Consider the following 20,014-nt stretch of genomic DNA (forward strand, 5'->3'; position numbering starts at 1 on the left):
GAAATGTACGGTTCCCAATGTTTTAATGAAGAATTGAGAGATATATTTATTGACATTTGTACAAAATAACTTTTGTACAGGTTTGCGGTCTCACCATAGATGTGGCACTAATAAAAGGAGCGGTAGATTAATGGCGAAAATTATTGCAATTAATGCGGGCAGTTCATCATTAAAATTTCAATTATTTGAAATGCCTAGTGAGGAAGTAATTACAAAAGGTTTAATTGAACGAATTGGTTTAACTGATGGAGTTTTTAACATCACGGTAAATGGAGAAAAAATTCAGGAAATTTCTAATATTCCTGATCATGAAGTTGCGGTTAAGCTTTTGCTTAATAAGCTAACGGATTTAGGAATTATTAAATCCCTTTCTGAAATTGAAGGAATTGGTCATCGTGTGGTTCATGGCGGAGAAGCATTTAATGATTCCGTTATTATTACAGAAGAGGTTCTCAATAAAATTGACGAATTATCTGAACTTGCACCGCTCCACAACCCGGCTAATATTACGGGAATTAAAGCGTTTCAACAAGTACTTCCAGATGTTCTATCTGTTGCAGTATTTGATACCGCGTTCCATCAAACCATGCCGGAAAGTTCATTTTTATACAGTTTACCTTATGAATATTACAAAAACTATGGAATTAGAAAATATGGGTTTCATGGCACTTCCCATAAGTATGTTTCACAGCGTGCTGCTGACTTACTAGGTCGTCCAATTGAAAATCTGCGTTTAATTTCTTGCCATCTTGGAAACGGTGCAAGTATTGCTGCCATAGAAGGTGGTAAATCAATTGATACTTCGATGGGATTCACTCCTCTAGCTGGAGTAACAATGGGAACTCGCTCAGGAAATATTGATCCAGCCCTAATTCCTTATATAATGGAGAAGACTGGAAAAAATGCGGATGAAGTACTTGACGTTTTAAATAAGAAAAGTGGAATACTTGGAGTATCCGGTTTTTCAAGTGACCTCCGTGATATTGAGCAAGAGGCTTCAAAAGGAAATGAACGTGCTGAGTTATCATTAGAGTTATTTGCGAACAGAATTCACAAATACATTGGTTCATATGCAGCACGGATGTGTGGTGTAGATGCGATCATCTTTACTGCAGGAATCGGGGAAAACAGTGATGTTATTCGTGCTCGTGTCCTTCAAGGATTAGAGTTTATGGGTGTATATTGGGATCCATCTTTAAACAAGGTTCGTGGAACGGAAGCATTTATTAACTATCCACATTCACCGGTAAAAGTACTAATCATTCCAACAAATGAAGAAGTAATGATTGCTCGTGATGTTGTTAGTCTTTCAAAAGTAGCACAAAAATGCTAAAACATTAAAAAGCCATTCGAGGCTCAACCTCGATGGCTTTTTTTGTTTGTGAATTTTGGGGTAGATTGTTACGGGGTGTAAGGTCTACAGCGCCATTTGGTTATGTTATACTGTTAAAAACGGCCTGTGCAAGGGAGGTTTTCCGAATGCCACTTACTGAACGGGAATTAAAGGTATTACAGGAGATACTTGAATGGAAAGATCAGCTTTCACAATACGAAGCAAACGATTTTGAGTTAACCTTTGATAAATATTTAGATAAATCCTTTGCCCTTTTACCAGAGAGGGTCCAGGACCAATTTTTTTCTATGCTCGACAGCTGGTTGTTTCATCTTCACTCAATGATCCAAGGGTCCCAGCTGCAAATGGATGCGAAAGAGCGAATCATTACAGCTGGACGAATTTTTGATTCGGGCATTAGTAAGATAGAAGAATTGCGCTCTTTACCATTTGATCAGCTTCAATACATAGCCGAGCAGCAAATCTCCCGGCACCGGACGTATTCGTTCGTGCAGGGGGGATTAACAGGAACAGGAGGATCCCTTTTACTTGGATCGGACATTCCTGCCATGGCAGTTATTAATCTGCGTGTCGTCCAATTAATTGCTTTGTCTTACGGTTTTGAGGTGAATACACCCTTTGAAATGATGACCTCATTAAAGGTTTTTCATAGTGCATCACTTCCAACAAGAATCCAGAACAAGGCCTGGGAGGAATTGTTTAGCGAGCTACAATTTGCGAACAATGGATATTTTTATGAAGGCAATGAAGAAATAACCGATATAAGTTGGATGGAACAGCCAATCAAACAAATTTTTAAGGCAATCGTTATCGCTATGTTTAAAAAGAAGACGATGAAGGGGATTCCGATAATCAGTATCGGAATTGGTGCCAGTTCCAATTATTTATTTACACGAAAGATAACAGATTTTGCTCACAAGTACTATCAAATGAGATACTTAGTCGAAAAAAAAGGAGATTAATATGAGCACAAAGGAACATAAACAGGCAGCTCCCAAGAATGTTAGGTGTAAAATTGTTACAGTTAGTGACACGAGAACTAAAGAAAACGATAAAAGCGGAGGACTCATGATTGAGTTACTAACCGAGGCGGGACACGTTATTGCAGATTATGTCATCGTAAAAGATGATGCAGAACCGATTCGTGACGCGGTATTAAAGGGCTGTGAAGATCCTAATATTGATGTTGTTCTAACCAATGGAGGAACTGGGATTGCACTTCGCGATGTAACTATCGAAACCGTTGCTGCTTTATTCCAAAAGGAAATATCAGGGTTCGGGGAGTTATTTCGTTTATTAAGTTATCAAGAAGATATTGGTTCAGCTGCGATCTTATCAAGAGCAGCAGCAGGGGTGATCGACAATAAAGCGGTTTTTTCTACACCGGGGTCTACAGGTGCTGTTAGACTGGCGATGACAAAGCTTATTTTACCGGAAATAGGTCATGTGGTGAGCGAACTTCAAAAAGATTTGTAACGTGTTTTATGAGGTCTTACCATTTACATACATGCCTTTATACCGGAAAGAGCCTATCTTCCCAAAAGGAAAGATAGGCTCTTTTCATAAAAGATAACGAATATTGTTCCCGTTGGTGTATTAGCTGGTCTCTATATGATGGGAAAGCTTTAGGAGAGATGTCTATTGCTCTAATTTGCTTTCAATAGTGTCTTCTGAGGAACGGTACCAAATCCAAAGGTCATTAATAACAGAGGCAAGTTCAGCAATTTCATTGTTTAACCGACAAGATTGCATAAAATCACTTTCATCCGACAGTTGTGCAAGTTTTTGGTTGATAACATTTTCTAATGATGCGATTCGATCAGGGATTTGACCTCGTATAGCTTCCCAGTGTAAAAGGATCTCCTGCTGGGTCATCATGTTGTATTCTTCCCAATCCTTTTCCAGGGAGGGTAAAGGTATTCCCAAACGGGCGTCGTGGAAAAAATAACCTTCCATCATTTATAAACTCCCCCTTCGATTTTAATATATTAATTGTACTATATTCTAAGTTTGGTATCCATTGACATTTTTGTGACATACATCACTAAAATTAATTTTTGCAAGAATTGTAGAATACCTATTGAAATTTTCCTAAAAAGTTGCTAAAGTGTATACATATTTGAATAAAAATTAAAAAACATGAATGTTTATACAATAGAATGGAGGAACAAATAAATGAGCAAGCCTAAATTAGTACTAGCATACTCCGGGGGTTTAGATACATCAGTAGCTATTAAATGGTTAATGGAAAAGGGATACGATGTAGTAGCCTGCTGCCTAGATGTAGGTGAAGGAAAAGATTTAGCTTTTATTCAGCAAAAAGCAAAAGACATGGGTGCTGTTGAATCCTATATTATTGATGCAAAAGAAGAATTTGCACAGGATTTTGCATTAGTTGCACTACAGGCGCAAGCATATTATGAACAAAAATATCCACTAGTTTCTGCATTATCTCGTCCATTAATCGCCAAGAAATTAGTCGAAATTGCAGAACAAGAAGGTGCAGTAGCGGTAGCACATGGCTGTACCGGAAAAGGAAATGACCAAGTTCGTTTTGAAGTTTCCTTCTCAGCATTAAATCCAGATTTAGAAGTATTGGCTCCAGTACGTGAATGGAAATGGTCTCGTGAAGAAGAAATTGAATACGCAAAAGAGCATGGAATTCCGGTTCCAATTAATCTAGATAGCCCATACTCAATTGACCAAAATCTTTGGGGAAGAGCAAATGAATGTGGAATTCTTGAAAATCCATGGATGGCTCCACCAGAAGATGCTTATGAGTTAACTGTAAGCCTTGAAAATGCACCGGATACTCCAGATGTGATTGAAATTGGTTTCGAACAAGGAGTACCCGTAACATTAAATGGTGAATCTCTATTACTTTCTGAAATCATCTTAAAATTAAATGAACTTGCAGGTAAACACGGCATCGGTCGTCTTGATCATGTTGAAAATAGACTTGTTGGAATCAAATCTCGTGAAGTATATGAAATTCCTGGTGCATTAACATTACTAAAAGCTCACAAGGAGCTTGAAGACTTAACTCTTGTTAAGGAAGTAGCACACTTTAAACCAATTATTTCACAAAAAATTGCAGAAGTTATTTATAACGGCCTATGGTTCTCACCGTTAACAGATGCTTTGAAAGCTTTCTTAAAAGAAACACAAAAGTATGTAACTGGAACAGTCCGCGTAAAACTTTTCAAAGGACATGCAATTGTTGAAGGAAGAAAATCACCATATTCTTTATATGATGAGGCATTAGCTACTTACACATCTGAAGATCAATTCGATCACGATGCAGCGGTAGGATTTATTAAATTATTTGGTCTTCCAACAAAGGTTCAAGCAATGGAACAAGTCAAGAAGGTGACAGTGTGAAAAAACTTTGGGGCGGCAGATTTACAAAAACTGCAGAAGAATGGGTAGATGAATTTGGTGCCTCCATTTCCTTCGACCAACAGCTGGTAATGGAGGATCTTGAAGGAAGCATTGCACACGTTTCGATGCTGGCAAAATGCGGGATTCTCTCCCCTGAAGAAGGAGAGACCATCAAATGCGGCTTGCTAGAGTTGAAAGAAGAAGCTAAGCAGAATAAGCTCCCATTTTCTGTTAAATTAGAAGATATTCATCTTAATCTTGAAAGTTTTTTAACGGAAAAAATTGGACCCGTTGGCGGTAAGCTTCATACAGGAAGAAGCAGAAACGATCAGGTTGCAACCGATATGCATTTATATTTGCGAAATCAAGTAAGCAACATAACGGAACTAATTGCCGAAATGCAGTCTGCGCTGATTGAACAAGCTGAAAAGCATGTGGAAACAATCATGCCAGGATATACACATCTGCAACGAGCACAGCCTATCTCTTTTGCCCATCATTTACTTGCTTATTTTTGGATGCTTGAACGAGATAAAGCTCGTTTTGCTGAAGGTTTAAAGAGAATCAATATCTCTCCACTTGGGGCAGGAGCGTTGGCGGGAACCACCTTCCCAATTGATCGATATTACAGCGCCGAACTGCTTGAGTTTGATGGTATATATGAGAATAGTCTCGATGCAGTTAGCGATCGTGATTTTATCCTTGAGTTCCTTTCAGCAAGCTCTATCTTAATGATGCATCTATCAAGATTAAGTGAAGAAATCATTCTTTGGTCAAGCCAGGAATTCCGTTTTGTTGATCTTGATGACAGCTTTTCAACGGGAAGCAGCATTATGCCGCAAAAGAAAAATCCAGATATGGCCGAACTTATCCGTGGAAAAACAGGTCGAGTATATGGAAATCTTGTTGGCCTATTAACGGTATTGAAGGGCTTGCCACTTGCTTATAACAAGGATATGCAAGAGGACAAAGAAGGAATGTTCGATACAGTTAAAACGGTAACTGGTTCATTAAAGATTTTTGCCGGAATGATTCGAACTATGAAGGTTCGCACAGATGAAATGAAAAAAGCAGTAAAGACTGATTTTTCGAATGCGACTGAACTAGCCGACTATTTAGCTGATAAAGGGATGCCATTTAGAGAAGCACATGAAGTTGTTGGTAAGCTTGTTTTAGCTTGTGTAAATAAAGGTTGTTATCTTGCTGACTTAACACTTGATGAGTATAAAGAAGCAAGTTCGCTATTTGAACAGGATATTTATCATGCTTTAGATCCGTATACGGCAGTGGAACGTCGTAATAGTGCCGGTGGGACAGGATTTAAGCAGGTTTATTTAGCACTTGAAAAAGCAAAACTTTGTCTAGAAGATTAAAAAAGAGTCTGACTCATTTGAGTCAGACTCTTTTTCTAGTACTTATATGATTATTCAGGATCATTTTGAGTACGGACGACAAGAACATCACAGCTTGCATAACGAGTAATATGTTCTGATACACTACCGATAAAGAACCGTTCGACTGCGTTTAATCCGGTGGCTCCGCACATAATCAGATCAACATCGTTATTTTTGGCAACATCTTTGGCTATTTTAACCTTTGGAGAGCCATAGTCAATTATATAGTCTACATCGGTTATCCCTGCATCAACTGCTTGCTTCTGATAATTTTGCATTAACTCAGCAGCGAATTGATCAGCTCTTTCCGCAATGGCACGATCATAAGCTTCAACTGTGGCAAACGTTCTTGTATCAATGATGTGAGTTAATAAAAGCTTAGCGTTGTTACGTTTAGCTACCTCAATCGCTTTTTTAAATGCCCATTCTGCTTCTTTTGATCCATCAACTGCAACCAATATTTTTTTGTATTTTAAAGACATGATTCTCTCCTCCTTTACCTATATTATACAATAATTAAATAAAATAAGGTGTATATATCTTTCGAAAAATCAAACAATAATATCGTTATTCAATAATAAATTGGGGGAGAACAGCATGAAGGAACGCGAGAATAATACCCTGAAAACTTATTATTATGATAATACAGGGACGAAACAAGTGAGTGACCAAATTATGGATGCTTACAACAGCGGTGTAATTGATCAAACGAAAGATCCTAAGAATAAACAAGAAGAATCAGACTCGTTATCTTAATTGCCGTTTAACATGGAAAAGCAAGTGACCCTGCAAATGGGCCTGTTGATTTCCACTGCGGGCACTCGCTTTCCGTGGGGAGCTCCTGGAGCCTCCTCGGCGCTTTTAGCGCCTGCGGGGTCTCCAGTGACCTCTATATCCCGCAGGAGTCGAGTGCCCTCCGCTCCAATCAACAGGGAGCGCAAATCAACCACAAGTATTGCAACACACTTTTTCAAACCATTATAAGTGTGTTGCAATCTTTTTTTTTTTAACAGACTTTACTAAAAGGATAGCCAACCCATTTGCCTTTTCATTGTTAATATAATAAAGAACATGAGAAGGACGAATCTTTTTTAAAAGAAATGAAAATTTTATTAACTATTAGTTGAAATGAAGGTCTTTATTAATACCACCTGTTGATTGGAGCGGAAGGCGCGAAGACTCCTGTGGGAGCAGCGGGAAGGTGAGACCCCGCAGGAGCATGAGCGACGAGGAGGCTCAGCGCCCGCCCCTAAGGTGCGCGAAGCGCCTGGAGCGCAAATCAACAGACTTGTTAAAAAGCCCATCTGAAGTTTTTCGACAGCCTGAGCTGCCTGCAATAGGCAGCTTTTCATTTGGAAATAGATTAGGGGCTTATTATTTTTTCCTCTTTTAAAACGATGATATAGTAAAGGTATCCATGTTGGTGGGGGGGCGAACTGATGCGTATTGGAGTGCCAAAGGAAATAAAAAATAATGAAAACCGTGTAGCAATAACACCTGCAGGAGTTTTAACTTTAACGAAGCTTGGTCACGAGGTATTCATAGAAAAGGATGCTGGCATTGGTTCAGGCTTTAGTAATGATGATTATAAGGATGCAGGGGCCAAATTGGTTGAAACAGGTGCTGAAGCTTGGGCAATGGAAATGGTAATGAAGGTAAAAGAACCTCTCCCAAGTGAATACGGATATTTTCGTGAGGATTTACTATTATTTACATACTTGCATTTAGCCCCAGAACCAGTCCTTACAAAGGCATTACTCGATAAGAAGGTTATTGGAATTGCCTATGAAACTGTTCAGCTTCCAAACGGGACCTTACCGCTTTTAACGCCAATGAGTGAGGTTGCGGGCAGAATGGCCACACAAGTGGGGGCTCAGTTTTTAGAAAAAGTATATGGAGGGAAAGGGATTTTACTTGCTGGTGTCCCTGGAGTACCTAGAGGTAAAGTAACGATTATCGGTGGTGGAATAGCGGGTACAAACGCAGCCAAAATGGCGATTGGTTTAGGCGCAAATGTAACGATTATAGATGTAAACCCTGAACGATTACGTCAGCTGGATGACATTTTTTGCCATCGTATTACCACATTAATTTCAAATCCCTATAATATTGCTACGTCCGTCAAACATTCCGACCTTGTAATTGGAGCAGTTCTTATTCCAGGTGCGAAAGCGCCTAAGCTTGTCACAACCGCCATGATACAGCAAATGGGTAATGGGTCTGTTGTTGTTGATGTGGCGATTGATCAAGGCGGTATATTTGAAACGACTGATCGGATTACAACACATGATCATCCAACTTATGAGAAATTTGGTGTTGTTCATTATGCTGTAGCTAATATGCCCGGAGCGGTACCCAGAACGTCTACCATTGCTTTAACGAATGTAACTGTGCCGTATGCAGTTCAAATAGCAAACAAGGGCTACAAGCAAGCTTGTCTTGAAAATGAGGCTTTATTAAAAGGGGTTAATACACTTAAAGGATTTATCACTTATAAAGCTGTTGCAGACTCGTTAAATTTGCCGTATCGCGGCACTAAGGAGCTTTTGCAGCAGTAAAAAGCTAATTCTATTTATAATCACATAAGAAAACGCTGTTGATTGTGATTTCAACAGCGTTATTAATGGAACTAATGCAACCCGATTAATTGTGCGGACATGGAGTACGTTATTTTAATAAAAACGGGTATTTTGGAGGTGGATGCGGACATCAGGTACGCTATTTGCTAAAAATACACGTCAAGTAGCTCGATTTTAGGCAAATAGCGGAACCTATGTCCGCTTGTCCTCTTAAACGATCCTTTTTTCGAAAAATAACGGAACGTATGTCCTTTTCAAAAGGGTACAGCGTTTTAATGGGAATTTTCCTTTTTGCACTTCGAATAAGAACCCGTTTATTTAATAATTTGAAGCTCCTTTGGGAATTTTGTTAAGGTTTCGCACCCTGTACTTGTCACAAGAATATCATCTTCAATTCTTACCCCAGCAACATTAGGGACATATATTCCTGGTTCAATAGTGAACACCATGCCTTCTTCAAGTGGCAGTGAATTTTTTTCGGTTATGGACGGGTATTCGTGAATACTGATTCCCAGGCCGTGTCCAAGCCGGTGTGGAAAATAAGGGCCATAACCTGCATCGGTAATTGTCCGTCTTGCTTTAAGGTCAATTTCTGAACATGTAACCCCAGGCTTAACCATTGAAACGGCAGCTAGTTGAGCTTTTAAAACAGTATTGTAAATTTCATATTGTTGATCCGAAATATCTCCGTAGGCAACGGTTCTCGTTATATCTGAGCAATATCCGTCAACAATCACACCTAAATCAAACAATACTAAGTCGCCTTTTTTTATCGTTGTAGGTCCAGGTGTTCCATGTGGAGAGGCTGCGTTTGCACCTGTTAACACCATTGTCGAAAATGACATTTGGGAGACGCCTTTTTTCTTTAAGGCATATTCAATTGCTGCTAATATAGCTAACTCTGATTTGCCTTCGCTAATTTCCTCGACCCCGATTTGAATGGCAAAATCAGCTAACTCACACGCTTGACGAAGTGTAGCTATTTCATCCTTGCTTTTAATCATTCTAAGCTTTCGGAGCTTTTCCTCAGCTGAGAGAAAGATGGATCCAGGGAACAGGTTAGTAAGAGCCTCATATCTTTCAACATTCATATGTTCTTTTTCAATGGCAATTTTTGAAATGGATTTCACTCGTTTTACTATTGCATTATGTACTAGCTCCCAAGGGTGTTCAATATCGCTATAGCCAATAAGCTCGTATTGCCATCCGGCATTACGTGCATCATTTGTTTCCATTCCCGGACAGATTAAAAAGGGCTCTGCATCTTGAAAAATGGCTAATCCGAGTACCCGTTCGTGCGGATCGCTGTAAAAACCACTTAAATAAAATACATTTTCAGGAGAGGTTATGAAGCAAACCTCGCTATCGTTTTCTTTAAGCCATTTAGAAATTTCATTCAATTTATTAGTCAAAATACTGCCTCCAATCGGATAACGTTATCTTTGATTTGTTCCACCTTTCAGATTAGCAACTTAAACTAAAAATGTAAAATCAATCTAAAAAAAGTAACAATGGATAAAAGGAAAAGATCGGTGATTATGGAAATGTAAATGTAAATAGTAATCAATAATAAATGAGGAGATGAAACGATGAAGATATCCTATCATGGACATTCAGTGGTAAAAATCAAAACAGGTGAAAAAGTAATCTTAATTGATCCATTTATTACGGGTAATCCTGCTACTGATTTAAATGCTTCTGAGGAAAAGCCGGACGTTATTATTGTCACTCACGGACATGGAGACCATTTGGGAGATACAATCGAACTGGCAAAAAGAAATCAATCCCTTGTTATTGCTAACTTTGAATTATCAACCTATTTATCCTGGCAAGGGGTAATGACACATGGTTTGTCGATTGGCGGTGCTTTTAAGTTTGACTTTGGGACCGTTAAACTAACACCTGCTTTCCACGGAACAGGACTTGTTACAGAAAATAATGAAATCATCTATCTCGGTATGCCTGCAGGAGTCTTGCTATTTATTGAAGGAAAAACAATTTATCATGCAGGTGATACTGGCTTATTTTCTGATATGAAACTGATCGGTGAACGGCATCCAATCGATCTGGCGTTCCTGCCAATTGGAGATAATTTTACAATGGGCCCTGAAGATGCAGCCCTTGCAGCACAGTTTTTGCAGGCAAAAAAAGTAGTACCAATCCATTTCAATACATTCCCACCTATTGTCCAAGATCCGAAAAAGTATGTTGAGTTACTTGATGAAGGTCAAGGTTTAGTACTAGAACTCGGCGAAGTATTTGAGCTATAAGGGCTAATTTTTCCGCAGAGATGCATTCTCCCTCTAAAAAGGAAAACAATTGGGCGCAAAGGGGTGCCTATTTGCATACTTTTTTTAGCCTGATTTGCATATGATGAAACAAGCTAAAAAAGAAGGAGGGGGAGATAAGTGGAACGAAATCGTTATGTACTCTGTTTGCTATTATGCAGTGGGATGATTTATTATGCGGGACCAAGGTTGGACATTTTTAATGATGGCATAAAGGGAGTCTTTGCGATCAGCTGGCTTCTGTTTGCCTTAATGGTAATCGCAGGAAACTTATCCGCTTTATTATTTTCTAAAAAACAACGGAGAAATGACCATCATTCACCTTCCAATTTAAAAACAAACAGGAAAATTCGTTCATACCACGGCTAACCTTCATAAGTTCATCAATATATAAAATTGAATCATGCAACTATTCACCTTATAATAAAGTTAAGGAAAATTACAAGATTATCATACAATTTGGAAAAACTGGAAAAAGGGTGAAGCTCTTGGCTACAAAGCATGAACAAATTTTGCAATATATTGATGAACTGCCAGTGGGTGAGAAAATTTCTGTACGACAAATTGCGAAGGCAATGAGCGTCAGTGAAGGTACTGCATATCGGGCCATTAAGGATGCGGAGAATAAAGGATATGTGAGTACAATTGAACGGGTTGGTACGATTCGAATTGAAAGGAAAAAGAGAGAGAATATTGAAAAGCTCACCTTCGCAGAGGTAATCAATATTGTAGATGGCCAAGTAATGGGCGGAAGAGCAGGACTACATAAAACATTGAACAAATTCGTAATCGGTGCGATGAAGCTTGAGGCAATGATGAGATACACCGGTGCGGGAAATTTATTAATCGTCGGAAATCGAACAAATGCTCACGAACTTGCGTTAAAGGCTGGTGCCGCTGTCCTAATAACTGGGGGATTCGATACCGAAGAGCATGTGAAAAAATTAGCTGATGAATTACAGTTGCCTGTCATCTCAACTAGCTATGATACCTTTACCGTAGCAACGATGATTAATCGCGCGATTTACGATCAGTTGATTAAGAAAGAGATCGTTCTTGTTGAGGATATCCTTACTCCTCTCGAAAGTACTGTATACCTGAGAACAGATTCAACCGTAGCGGATTGGTATCATTGTAATCGAGAAACGATGCATAGTCGCTTCCCGGTGGTTGACCAAAATATGAAGGTTCAAGGGATGGTTACATCAAAGGACGTCATCGGTCATGATCAAGATACCCCAGTGGAAAAGATTATGACAAAAAATCCGATGACGGTAAGCGGGAAAACCAGTGTTGCTTCGTCTGCCCATATGATGGTATGGGAAGGAATTGAGGTTCTTCCCGTTGTCGATGATTCTAATAAATTAGACGGGATGATCTCAAGACAAGATGTCCTTAAAGCATTGCAAATGATTCAGCGCCAACCACAGGTTGGGGAGACAATTGATGATACAGTGACAAGCCGTCTCGCTCTTATTCAAGGGAGACCGAAAGGCGAAGAGGTTTATCGTTGTGATGTTACCCCGCAGATGACCAATCATCTTGGAACAATTTCGTATGGGGTATTAACCACCATTGTTACGGAAGCATCAAACCGTATCCTTAGAAGCTCCAAAAAGGGAGATCTAGTTGTAGAGAATATGACTATTTACTTTCTCAAACCCGTTCAAATTGAAAGTACACTAGAAATATATCCAAAAGTGCTTGAGGTTGGGCGGAAATTTGGAAAAGTAGATGTTGAAGTATTTAACGAAGGTATTTTAGTCGGAAAAGCAATGATGATGTGCCAGTTAATTGATCGGAATTAACAAAGGCTGATCAATCCTCGAAGGGAGATCAGCCTTGGCAAGTTTATTTAATCGAGTTGATCCTAAAAAATTAATGTTGACTCCATTCTTCAGCTTCCTTTTGAGCAAAAGGAAGGTAAAAGCGATAGGCTTTTATTCCGTTTATCGCGCTTAAAAACCCTAGTAAAATGAAAATGGAAGCAATCACATACGTTATCGTGCTTGAAAAAAGGAACAACTGGTTAATTCCAAATAAACCGACAAAAACCCCTAGAGATATGCTAGACTTTGCCGAAAGCCATTTTTTTTCAGCAGGTCTATTGCAACGAAAATATTTTGTTTTATAAAAAAGGTATAGGGCAAGAGAAAACATTATTAGAAAAACAAGAAATGGCATTTTACTATCCTCCAAGTCTAAATAATCTTACCCTATTTTAGCTGTATTTTAATAGAAATTCCATTAACAAGCTGCAGATTTTGAATTTTCTTAATAAGGAGTCAACTAATGAAGGAAAAAATAATTGAAACCATTCGTCAGTACGAAACCATCATAGTCCATCGCCATGTCCGTCCAGATCCAGATGCATACGGGTCACAATGTGGACTAGTTGAAGTGTTGAAAACTAATTTCCCAGAAAAAAAGATATTTGCGGTTGGAAAAGAAGAGGAATCGCTCAATTTTATGCGCAGGCTCGATTCTATCCCCGATGAAGTCTATCAGGGGGCTTTAGTGATAGTTTGTGATACCGCAAATGTTGAAAGAATTGATGATCAGCGTTACAAGACGGGAGATAAATTGATAAAAATTGATCATCATCCAAATGAAGATCCATACGGAGATATTGTTTGGGTTGACACAACCTCCAGCTCAACTAGTGAGTTAATCTATGAATTTGCCAAGGAACAACAATTAACCATTTCGGATGAGGCTGCGAGACTTCTTTATGGTGGAATCGTGGGAGATACCGGAAGATTTTTATATCCGAGCACAACGGATAAAACGTTTATGTACGCAGGTGAACTCATTCATTACAAGTTCTCAAGAACAGAGCTTTATGACAAAATGTATGAATTAGCGCCGAATATTGTTAAATTAAATGGATATGTTTTACAAAACTTTGATGTAAGAAAAAATGGTGTGGCTTCAATGATTTTATCTAAGGAGCTATTGCAGAAATTCGATGCAAAAGTATCGGATGCTTCCCTGTTAGTGAGTGTATTGGGAAATGTGAAAGGAATTATCGCATGGGTATTCTTTATCGAAGAAGACGACCAAATTCGTGTCCGGCTTCGTTCGAAAGGCCCGATTATTAACGGCATTGCGAAAAAGTATAAAGGCGGAGGCCATCCGCTTGCCGCTGGTGCATCGATTCACTCATGGGATGAAGTGGAAGACGTCCTTCGTGATGTAGAAGAAATTTGTAAGTAAAAAAAGTGAGGCTAACGATATGTTAGCCTCACTTCTTTAGTGGTTCATCGTACGTCGGGATTAATTATCTAACTGCAATTCAACTGAAATAGATAATGTCGTATAGATGAAAATTTCTTTGATTTTTAAGCGGTAACGCTTATCATTGACTTTTACTACCTTGTTTTCGATCGCTCTTCGAATTAATTCTTTACTCTTATAAACGGTTTCTAAATCTTTGGCCATCACCATATTAATATCCTCTTTGACACCTTCTTCGATTTGAAACACGCTTAATCGGTCAAAATCATATCGTTCAGCATTAGAAAGCCTTATTCTGATTTCTTGAATCGTCATTTGTTCAATGTTTTTTTTGTTTAGTGCTGCAAACTCATCCTGCCAAATCTTTATAGCACGATTTAGATCTTCAATGGTTTCCTTTTGTGTTTGAATTTCTTTTGACTGTTCCTCCTGCCAAACACCATAAATATAGAGAAACAGCCCCCAGCTAATCACTCCACCGATGGCCATCCCAGAGAAAAATTGCTGCCAGGAAGGTTTATGATAATAGGGCGGGATTCTCATGGTGATAGATGCTCCTGAGTCATCCACTTAATAAGCAGGGAGCCAGTTTGAGCACCACCCAACGCTGCTAAGATCAGTAAGAATTGTTTAAATAAATCCTTTGTTTCACCTTGAAGGAGTCCTCTTTCAAAGCTATACACCGCATCGAAGGTTCCCCCGATTGCGGCAACAATTGCCCAAATCCTTAGCAGGTTTGAAAGTCGATAGATGGCCGTTAACGGTGGATTTCCACTTAGAAATGCGGCCAAACCGCCAATAATCGACCCACCAAGAATAACACCTAATGCAATAAAATAGCTTTCAATAAATGATGGGAAAAATGTTCCTTCCTTCACGAAAATTCACCTTTTTTGATCGACATAATTTATTTTATGGACAATCCTCTTAGATTATGAATTTAACAATTCTATTTATGTAAAATAAGAACATATTTTCTTTTCCTAATGTTTCACCTTATAATAAATAAAGATAGTAGTGATAAGGGTGTGAAGAATCTTGTCTTTTATTCACCTGCATGTATACAGTTCATATAGCCTTTTATCAAGTACCGCTGACATACGTGAGCTTGTTAAGAAAGCAAAGGAAAATGGTTTTCCCGCTATTGCCTTAACAGATAGAAATGTCATGTACGGCACAGTAGCTTTTTATAAGGAATGTCTTAGACAATCAATTAAACCGATCATAGGTCTAACGGTGGATATTGAGAGTGAAACGGTTGAAGCGAAAGCTTATCCGCTTGTTTTATTAGCTAAAAATCAAACAGGGTTTCAAAATCTGTTGAAAATATCGAGTGTCGTACAAACCAAATCTTCACTTGGAATTCCGATTAAATGGCTAAAACACTACGCAGATGGATTGATCGCATTAACACCTGGTAAATCGGGAGAGATCGAGGAGGCTCTGCTAAATGGAAAAATTGACACAGCCAACCATTTAGTAGATATATACAAAAAGATGTTTGGGGCAGAAAACTTTTATTTAGCCCTGCAGGACCATGGAATCCAAACCGAAAAATCGCTCATTTTATCTTTAACAGAGCTTGGGGAAAGGACAAATACTCAGCTAGTAATTACAAATGAAGTACAATATTTGGAAAAAGCTGATGCCTTTGCACACGAATGTCTGATGGCAATAAAAAATGGCGGAAAATTAAATGATGAGAACCGAAAACGTTTGGAAACCGATCAATATTATTTAAAAAGCACTCAGGAAATGGTTGAGCTCTTCTCAGACTTACCGGATGCGTTAGAGAATACGTTGAAAATTGCTGAAAGATGCCAGGTCCGCTTTGATCTTAATCAGAAAAGACTTCCGAGATACCCTATCGAGGCAGGCCAAACCTCTGACATGGTTTTGGAAAAAATTTGCTTAGAAGGCTTCGAACAAAGGTATGCTAATCCAACCAGTTTACATAAGAAAAGGTTAAAGTACGAGCTCTCCATTATTCAAAAAATGAATTTTAGTGATTATTTTCTAATTGTATGGGACTTTATCAAATTCGCCCGGGAACAAGGGATATTAATTGGACCTGGACGGGGGTCTGCAGCGGGATCGATGGTTGCCTATGTTTTGTATATTACAGATATCGATCCAATTGAGCATCATCTATTATTTGAGCGATTCTTAAATCCAGAACGAATCTCGATGCCGGATATCGATATTGATTTCCCGGATACTCGGCGAGAAGAAGTAATTCAATACGTGGCCAAAAAATATGGTGAACTTCACGTTGCTCAAATCATTACGTTTGGGACTTTAGCAGCTAGGGCGGCAATAAAGGATGTAGGAAGGGTCTTTGGATTCAATCCGAAAGAATTGGACCAACTTTCCTCGTTGATTCCCGCAAAGCTTGGAATAACGTTAAATGGAGCTTTCCAAGAGTCGGAACCGTTAAGAAGATTTATTTCGGAGTCAGAACTGCACCAGCGTTTGTTTGATACTGCCCAAAAACTTGAGGGGCTTCCAAGGCATACATCCATTCATGCTGCAGGTGTTGTCATCAGTGAGCAACCATTAGTAGAAACCGTTCCAATTCAGTCTGGACACAATGGAGTGTATTTAACACAATATTCAATGGAGTATTTAGAAGATGTTGGCTTATTAAAGATGGACTTTCTTGGACTAAGGAATCTTTCCTTTATCGAGTCAATCCTCTCATCTATCTTTCGCCATACAAGAAAAAGGCTCGATATTCGATCCATTCCATTAAATGATAAACAAACCTTTGATTTGTTGGCAAAAGGTAATACAACCGGGGTTTTTCAATTGGAATCAGAAGGAATGCGAAAAGTACTAATGCAGCTTGCTCCAACTAATTTTGAGGATATTGTTGCTGTTAATGCTTTGTACCGGCCTGGCCCGATGGAAAATATTCCAACCTTTATTAATCGAAAGCATGGTCGTGAGAAGATTTCTTATCCACATCCGGACTTGGAACCCATTTTAAAAAATACATATGGAGTCATTGTATACCAAGAGCAGATCATGCAGATTGCATCCGTTATGGCCGGTTTTTCGCTTGGAGAAGCCGATTTGTTGCGCCGAGCTGTCAGTAAAAAACAAAAACAAACCCTTGATAGTGAACGTAATCATTTTGTAAGAGGAGCCAAGAAAAACGGCTATAGTGAAAATGCGGCAAATGAAATTTATAATTTAATTGTCCGCTTTGCAAATTACGGTTTTAACCGAAGCCATGCTGTTGCCTATAGTCTCATTGCATACCAGCTTGCTTATTTAAAGGCTCACTATCCTTTATATTTTATGGCCTGCTTACTATCTTCGGCAATCGGGAATGATCATAAGATTGTCCAATATATTCGGGAGCTTCATCAAATGGATGTCAAGCTGCTTCCGCCATCTATTAATAAAAGCGATTATGCCTTTCAAGTTGAAAAAGGTTCGATTCGTTACAGCCTTTTAGCAATAAAAGGGGTAGGGGCTAACGCGTTAAAGGAAATTTTTCAGGCTCGAAAAGGAAAACCATTTAAAGATTTATTTGAATTTTGCCTAAGGGTTCCATCAAAGGCGGTAAACAGAAAAACAATGGAAGCACTTGTCCACTCAGGAAGTTTCGATGAATTTGGACAGGACCGAGCCGTTTTGCTTGCCAGCTTAGATGTAGCGCTTGAACATGCTCTATTGTTTATGCCGGAAGATACAGTTCAATTTGATATTTTTGATGAGGATGAATTTTTAATCAAACCGAAATATGTTACGGTTGATCCCTTGCCAATTGATGCAAAATTAGCTTTTGAAAAAGAGGTTTTAGGTTTATTTTTATCCGATCATCCTCTTGCGGTCTTTAAGAAAGAATTTGAAACAGCAAAGCTCACGTCGCTTGCAGAACTTTATCCAGGAATGAAGAAGGCACAAAAAGGAGTTTATGTCTCAGACATAAAGAAGATCAGAACAAAAAAAGGCGATCCTATGGCTTTTTTAACGATTAGTGATCAAAGTGGAGAGCTAGAAGCTGTGCTATTTCCTCTTGTTTTTAAGAGAATTGGTCATTTATTTCAACAAGGCGCAATGCTGATGATTGAAGGGGATGTCGAGGAAAGGGAAGGGAAATTACAGTTTATTGTAAAAAATGGACAGGAAATTAAGGGTTTTTTGTCGAAAATGAATAAAGTAAAGCTTTATTTGAAATTAGTAACTGATAAACAAACACCAGAGCATCTTCATCAATTGAAAGCTTTGCTGCATCGTTTTTCTGGTGATATAAATGTTGTTCTTCATTATGACGGAGTGGATAAAACGGTATTATTGCCAGAAGAGGAAAGCGTAAATGGGACGGAACAATGTAGGCAGGAATTAATGGATTTACTTGGTGTTGAGAATGTAATTTTAAAATAATCTATCTTTACATCTATTTAAGGAATAGTATATATTGATATATGACAACTGGTCAGACCACTAGAAGGATTCAATCGTAAGCGATAAACGCTATTTCTTGGTACATTTGAGGGAGTGGGAAAAGTTGACTATTCGTGAAGAAGCATTGCACATGCACAGTATAAAAAAGGGAAAGTTAGAAACCGTTCCTAAGGTTCCGGTTCAAAACGCTAAAGACTTGAGTTTAGCGTACTCACCTGGGGTAGCCGAGCCTTGTAAGGAAATTTATGATCGACCTGAAACGGTTTATGATTACACCATGAAGGGAAATATGGTTGCTGTCGTTTCCGATGGAACCGCAGTTCTCGGTTTAGGGAATATTGGTCCAGAAGCTGCATTGCCTGTAATGGAAGGAAAAGCCGTTTTATTTAAAAGCTTTGCTGGTGTGGATGCATTTCCAATTTGTTTAAACACAACGGACATTGAAAAAATCATCGAAACGGTTAAATTATTAGAGCCGAATTTCGGTGGGGTCAATCTTGAAGATATTGCAGCACCTAATTGCTTTGTTATCGAAGAGAGATTGAAGAAAGAAGCAAATATTCCAGTTTTTCATGATGATCAACATGGAACTGCAATTGTTACAGCAGCCGGATTGGTAAATGCGGTAAAGCTGACTGGCAAAAAAATGACTGAAATTAAAGTGGTTGCTAATGGGGCTGGGGCTGCTGGTATCGCTATTATTAAGCTTTTATTCACTTATGGTGTGCGCGATATCATTATGTGTGATACAAAAGGTGCCATCTATGAAGGACGCCCTGTTGGTATGAATAAAATTAAGGATGAGGTTTCAAAATTTACGAATCGGGAAAATCTTCAAGGAAGCCTAGCTGATGTTATTCAAGGTGCGGATGTGTTTATCGGTGTTTCAGCAGAAGGGGCTCTAACCGCTGAAATGGTAAAAACGATGAATGAAAATCCAATCATTTTCGCAATGGCTAATCCTAATCCGGAAATTATGCCGTCTGTTGCAAAAGAAGCCGGGGCAATGGTTGTAGGAACCGGCCGCTCAGATTTTCCAAATCAAGTTAACAATGTGTTGGCATTCCCTGGTATTTTCCGCGGTGCATTAGATGTTCGTGCAACGAACATTAATGAGGAAATGAAGGTAGCAGCAGTTGAAGCAATAGCAAATCTTGTTAGTGATGATGAACTAAATGCCGACTATGTGATTCCAGGGCCGTTTGATCCGCGTGTTGCTCCTGCCGTAGCTGTAGCAGTAGCTAAAGCTGCAATGGAGACAGGTGTTGCACGAATTAAAGTCGATCTTGAAGAAATAAAAGAAAAGACACGAAAGCTTGCGAGTTTAGGAAAAAGCGAGTGACAAATACGTGAATACATCACAAG

The 20,014-nt window shown here is 38.9% G+C and carries 19 protein-coding genes; 13 read left to right on the plus strand and 6 right to left on the minus strand.

What is annotated here, in order from left to right:
• Positions 1–130: 130 nt before the first annotated feature.
• The 3 genes from ACI48O_RS07690 (at position 131) to ACI48O_RS07700 (ending at position 2,830) form a co-directional block, all read left to right on the plus strand.
• A complete protein-coding gene (locus tag ACI48O_RS07690; RefSeq protein ID WP_435561146.1) occupies positions 131–1,333 on the plus strand; it encodes an acetate kinase in 1,203 nt (400 codons plus the stop codon).
• Positions 1,334–1,479: 146 nt separating this feature from the next.
• A complete protein-coding gene (locus ACI48O_RS07695; RefSeq protein ID WP_435561147.1) occupies positions 1,480–2,316 on the plus strand; it encodes an EcsC family protein in 837 nt (278 codons plus the stop codon).
• A 1-nt stretch (position 2,317) separates the two neighbouring features.
• Positions 2,318–2,830 (plus strand): MogA/MoaB family molybdenum cofactor biosynthesis protein, encoded by a 513-nt coding sequence (locus tag ACI48O_RS07700; protein ID WP_435561148.1) that lies wholly within the window; start codon positions 2,318–2,320, stop codon positions 2,828–2,830.
• Positions 2,831–2,992: 162 nt separating this feature from the next.
• Here ACI48O_RS07700 and ACI48O_RS07705 read toward each other — a convergent pair whose 3' ends face one another.
• Entirely contained in the window at positions 2,993–3,310 is a 318-nt protein-coding gene (locus tag ACI48O_RS07705; RefSeq protein ID WP_435561335.1) for a hypothetical protein, read from the minus strand.
• 219 nt (positions 3,311–3,529) lie between these two features.
• Here ACI48O_RS07705 and ACI48O_RS07710 point away from each other — a divergent pair, with 219 nt between their 5' ends.
• Both ACI48O_RS07710 and argH read left to right on the plus strand, forming a co-directional pair.
• A complete protein-coding gene (locus tag ACI48O_RS07710) occupies positions 3,530–4,735 on the plus strand; it encodes an argininosuccinate synthase (protein ID WP_435561149.1) in 1,206 nt (401 codons plus the stop codon).
• The gene (gene argH, locus ACI48O_RS07715; protein ID WP_435561150.1) at positions 4,732–6,108 is read left to right on the plus strand and encodes an argininosuccinate lyase; all 1,377 of its coding nucleotides are present in this window, start codon (positions 4,732–4,734) and stop codon (positions 6,106–6,108) included. Before ACI48O_RS07710 ends, argH begins: the two co-directional genes overlap by 4 nt.
• A gap of 50 nt (positions 6,109–6,158) precedes the next feature.
• On the opposite strand, the gene ACI48O_RS07720 is transcribed toward argH, so the two are convergent.
• Positions 6,159–6,611 (minus strand): universal stress protein, encoded by a 453-nt coding sequence (locus tag ACI48O_RS07720; RefSeq protein ID WP_435561151.1) that lies wholly within the window; start codon positions 6,609–6,611, stop codon positions 6,159–6,161.
• A 115-nt stretch (positions 6,612–6,726) separates the two neighbouring features.
• Between ACI48O_RS07720 and ACI48O_RS07725 the strand changes: the two genes are divergently transcribed.
• Complete coding sequence (locus ACI48O_RS07725) at positions 6,727–6,885, plus strand: hypothetical protein (RefSeq protein ID WP_435561152.1); 159 nt, start codon at positions 6,727–6,729, stop codon at positions 6,883–6,885.
• A 683-nt stretch (positions 6,886–7,568) separates the two neighbouring features.
• Complete coding sequence (gene ald, locus ACI48O_RS07730; protein ID WP_435561153.1) at positions 7,569–8,687, plus strand: alanine dehydrogenase; 1,119 nt, start codon at positions 7,569–7,571, stop codon at positions 8,685–8,687.
• A 335-nt stretch (positions 8,688–9,022) separates the two neighbouring features.
• On the opposite strand, the gene ACI48O_RS07735 is transcribed toward ald, so the two are convergent.
• Positions 9,023–10,120 (minus strand): M24 family metallopeptidase, encoded by a 1,098-nt coding sequence (locus ACI48O_RS07735; RefSeq protein WP_435561154.1) that lies wholly within the window; start codon positions 10,118–10,120, stop codon positions 9,023–9,025.
• A 177-nt stretch (positions 10,121–10,297) separates the two neighbouring features.
• On the opposite strand from ACI48O_RS07735, the gene ACI48O_RS07740 reads away from it, so the two are divergent.
• From ACI48O_RS07740 to ACI48O_RS07750, 3 genes are all read left to right on the plus strand, one after another.
• Complete coding sequence (locus ACI48O_RS07740; RefSeq protein ID WP_435561155.1) at positions 10,298–10,978, plus strand: metal-dependent hydrolase; 681 nt, start codon at positions 10,298–10,300, stop codon at positions 10,976–10,978.
• 138 nt (positions 10,979–11,116) lie between these two features.
• Positions 11,117–11,365 (plus strand): hypothetical protein, encoded by a 249-nt coding sequence (locus ACI48O_RS07745; protein ID WP_435561156.1) that lies wholly within the window; start codon positions 11,117–11,119, stop codon positions 11,363–11,365.
• Between the two features lie 119 nt (positions 11,366–11,484).
• Entirely contained in the window at positions 11,485–12,804 is a 1,320-nt protein-coding gene (locus ACI48O_RS07750; RefSeq protein ID WP_435561157.1) for a DRTGG domain-containing protein, read from the plus strand.
• Between the two features lie 70 nt (positions 12,805–12,874).
• On the opposite strand, the gene ACI48O_RS07755 is transcribed toward ACI48O_RS07750, so the two are convergent.
• Positions 12,875–13,180, minus strand: coding sequence for a YtpI family protein (locus tag ACI48O_RS07755; RefSeq protein WP_435561158.1), 306 nt, complete (start codon positions 13,178–13,180; stop codon positions 12,875–12,877).
• A 108-nt stretch (positions 13,181–13,288) separates the two neighbouring features.
• Between ACI48O_RS07755 and ACI48O_RS07760 the strand changes: the two genes are divergently transcribed.
• Positions 13,289–14,212, plus strand: a complete 924-nt coding sequence (locus ACI48O_RS07760) for a DHH family phosphoesterase (protein ID WP_435561159.1) — start codon at positions 13,289–13,291, stop codon at positions 14,210–14,212.
• A 60-nt stretch (positions 14,213–14,272) separates the two neighbouring features.
• On the opposite strand, the gene ytrI is transcribed toward ACI48O_RS07760, so the two are convergent.
• Together ytrI and ytrH are read right to left on the minus strand one after the other, a co-directional pair.
• Positions 14,273–14,776 carry a sporulation membrane protein YtrI gene (gene ytrI / locus ACI48O_RS07765; protein WP_435561160.1) on the minus strand — a complete coding sequence of 168 codons (504 nt, stop codon included), beginning with the start codon at positions 14,774–14,776 and terminating at the stop codon, positions 14,273–14,275.
• The gene (ytrH, locus tag ACI48O_RS07770) at positions 14,773–15,111 is read right to left on the minus strand and encodes a sporulation membrane protein YtrH (RefSeq protein ID WP_435561161.1); all 339 of its coding nucleotides are present in this window, start codon (positions 15,109–15,111) and stop codon (positions 14,773–14,775) included. Before ytrH ends, ytrI begins: the two co-directional genes overlap by 4 nt.
• Before the next feature lie 160 nt (positions 15,112–15,271).
• On the opposite strand from ytrH, the gene dnaE reads away from it, so the two are divergent.
• Together dnaE and ystJ are read left to right on the plus strand one after the other, a co-directional pair.
• On the plus strand, positions 15,272–18,628 hold the full coding sequence (gene dnaE / locus ACI48O_RS07775) for a DNA polymerase III subunit alpha (RefSeq protein WP_435561162.1): 3,357 nt from the start codon (positions 15,272–15,274) through the stop codon (positions 18,626–18,628).
• A gap of 124 nt (positions 18,629–18,752) precedes the next feature.
• Positions 18,753–19,991, plus strand: a complete 1,239-nt coding sequence (ystJ, locus tag ACI48O_RS07780) for an NADP-dependent malic enzyme (RefSeq protein WP_435561163.1) — start codon at positions 18,753–18,755, stop codon at positions 19,989–19,991.
• Positions 19,992–20,014: the final 23 nt, after the last annotated feature.

The organism is Neobacillus terrisolis, assembly GCF_051233475.1.
GTDB lineage: Bacteria > Bacillota > Bacilli > Bacillales > Cytobacillaceae > Bacillus_BU.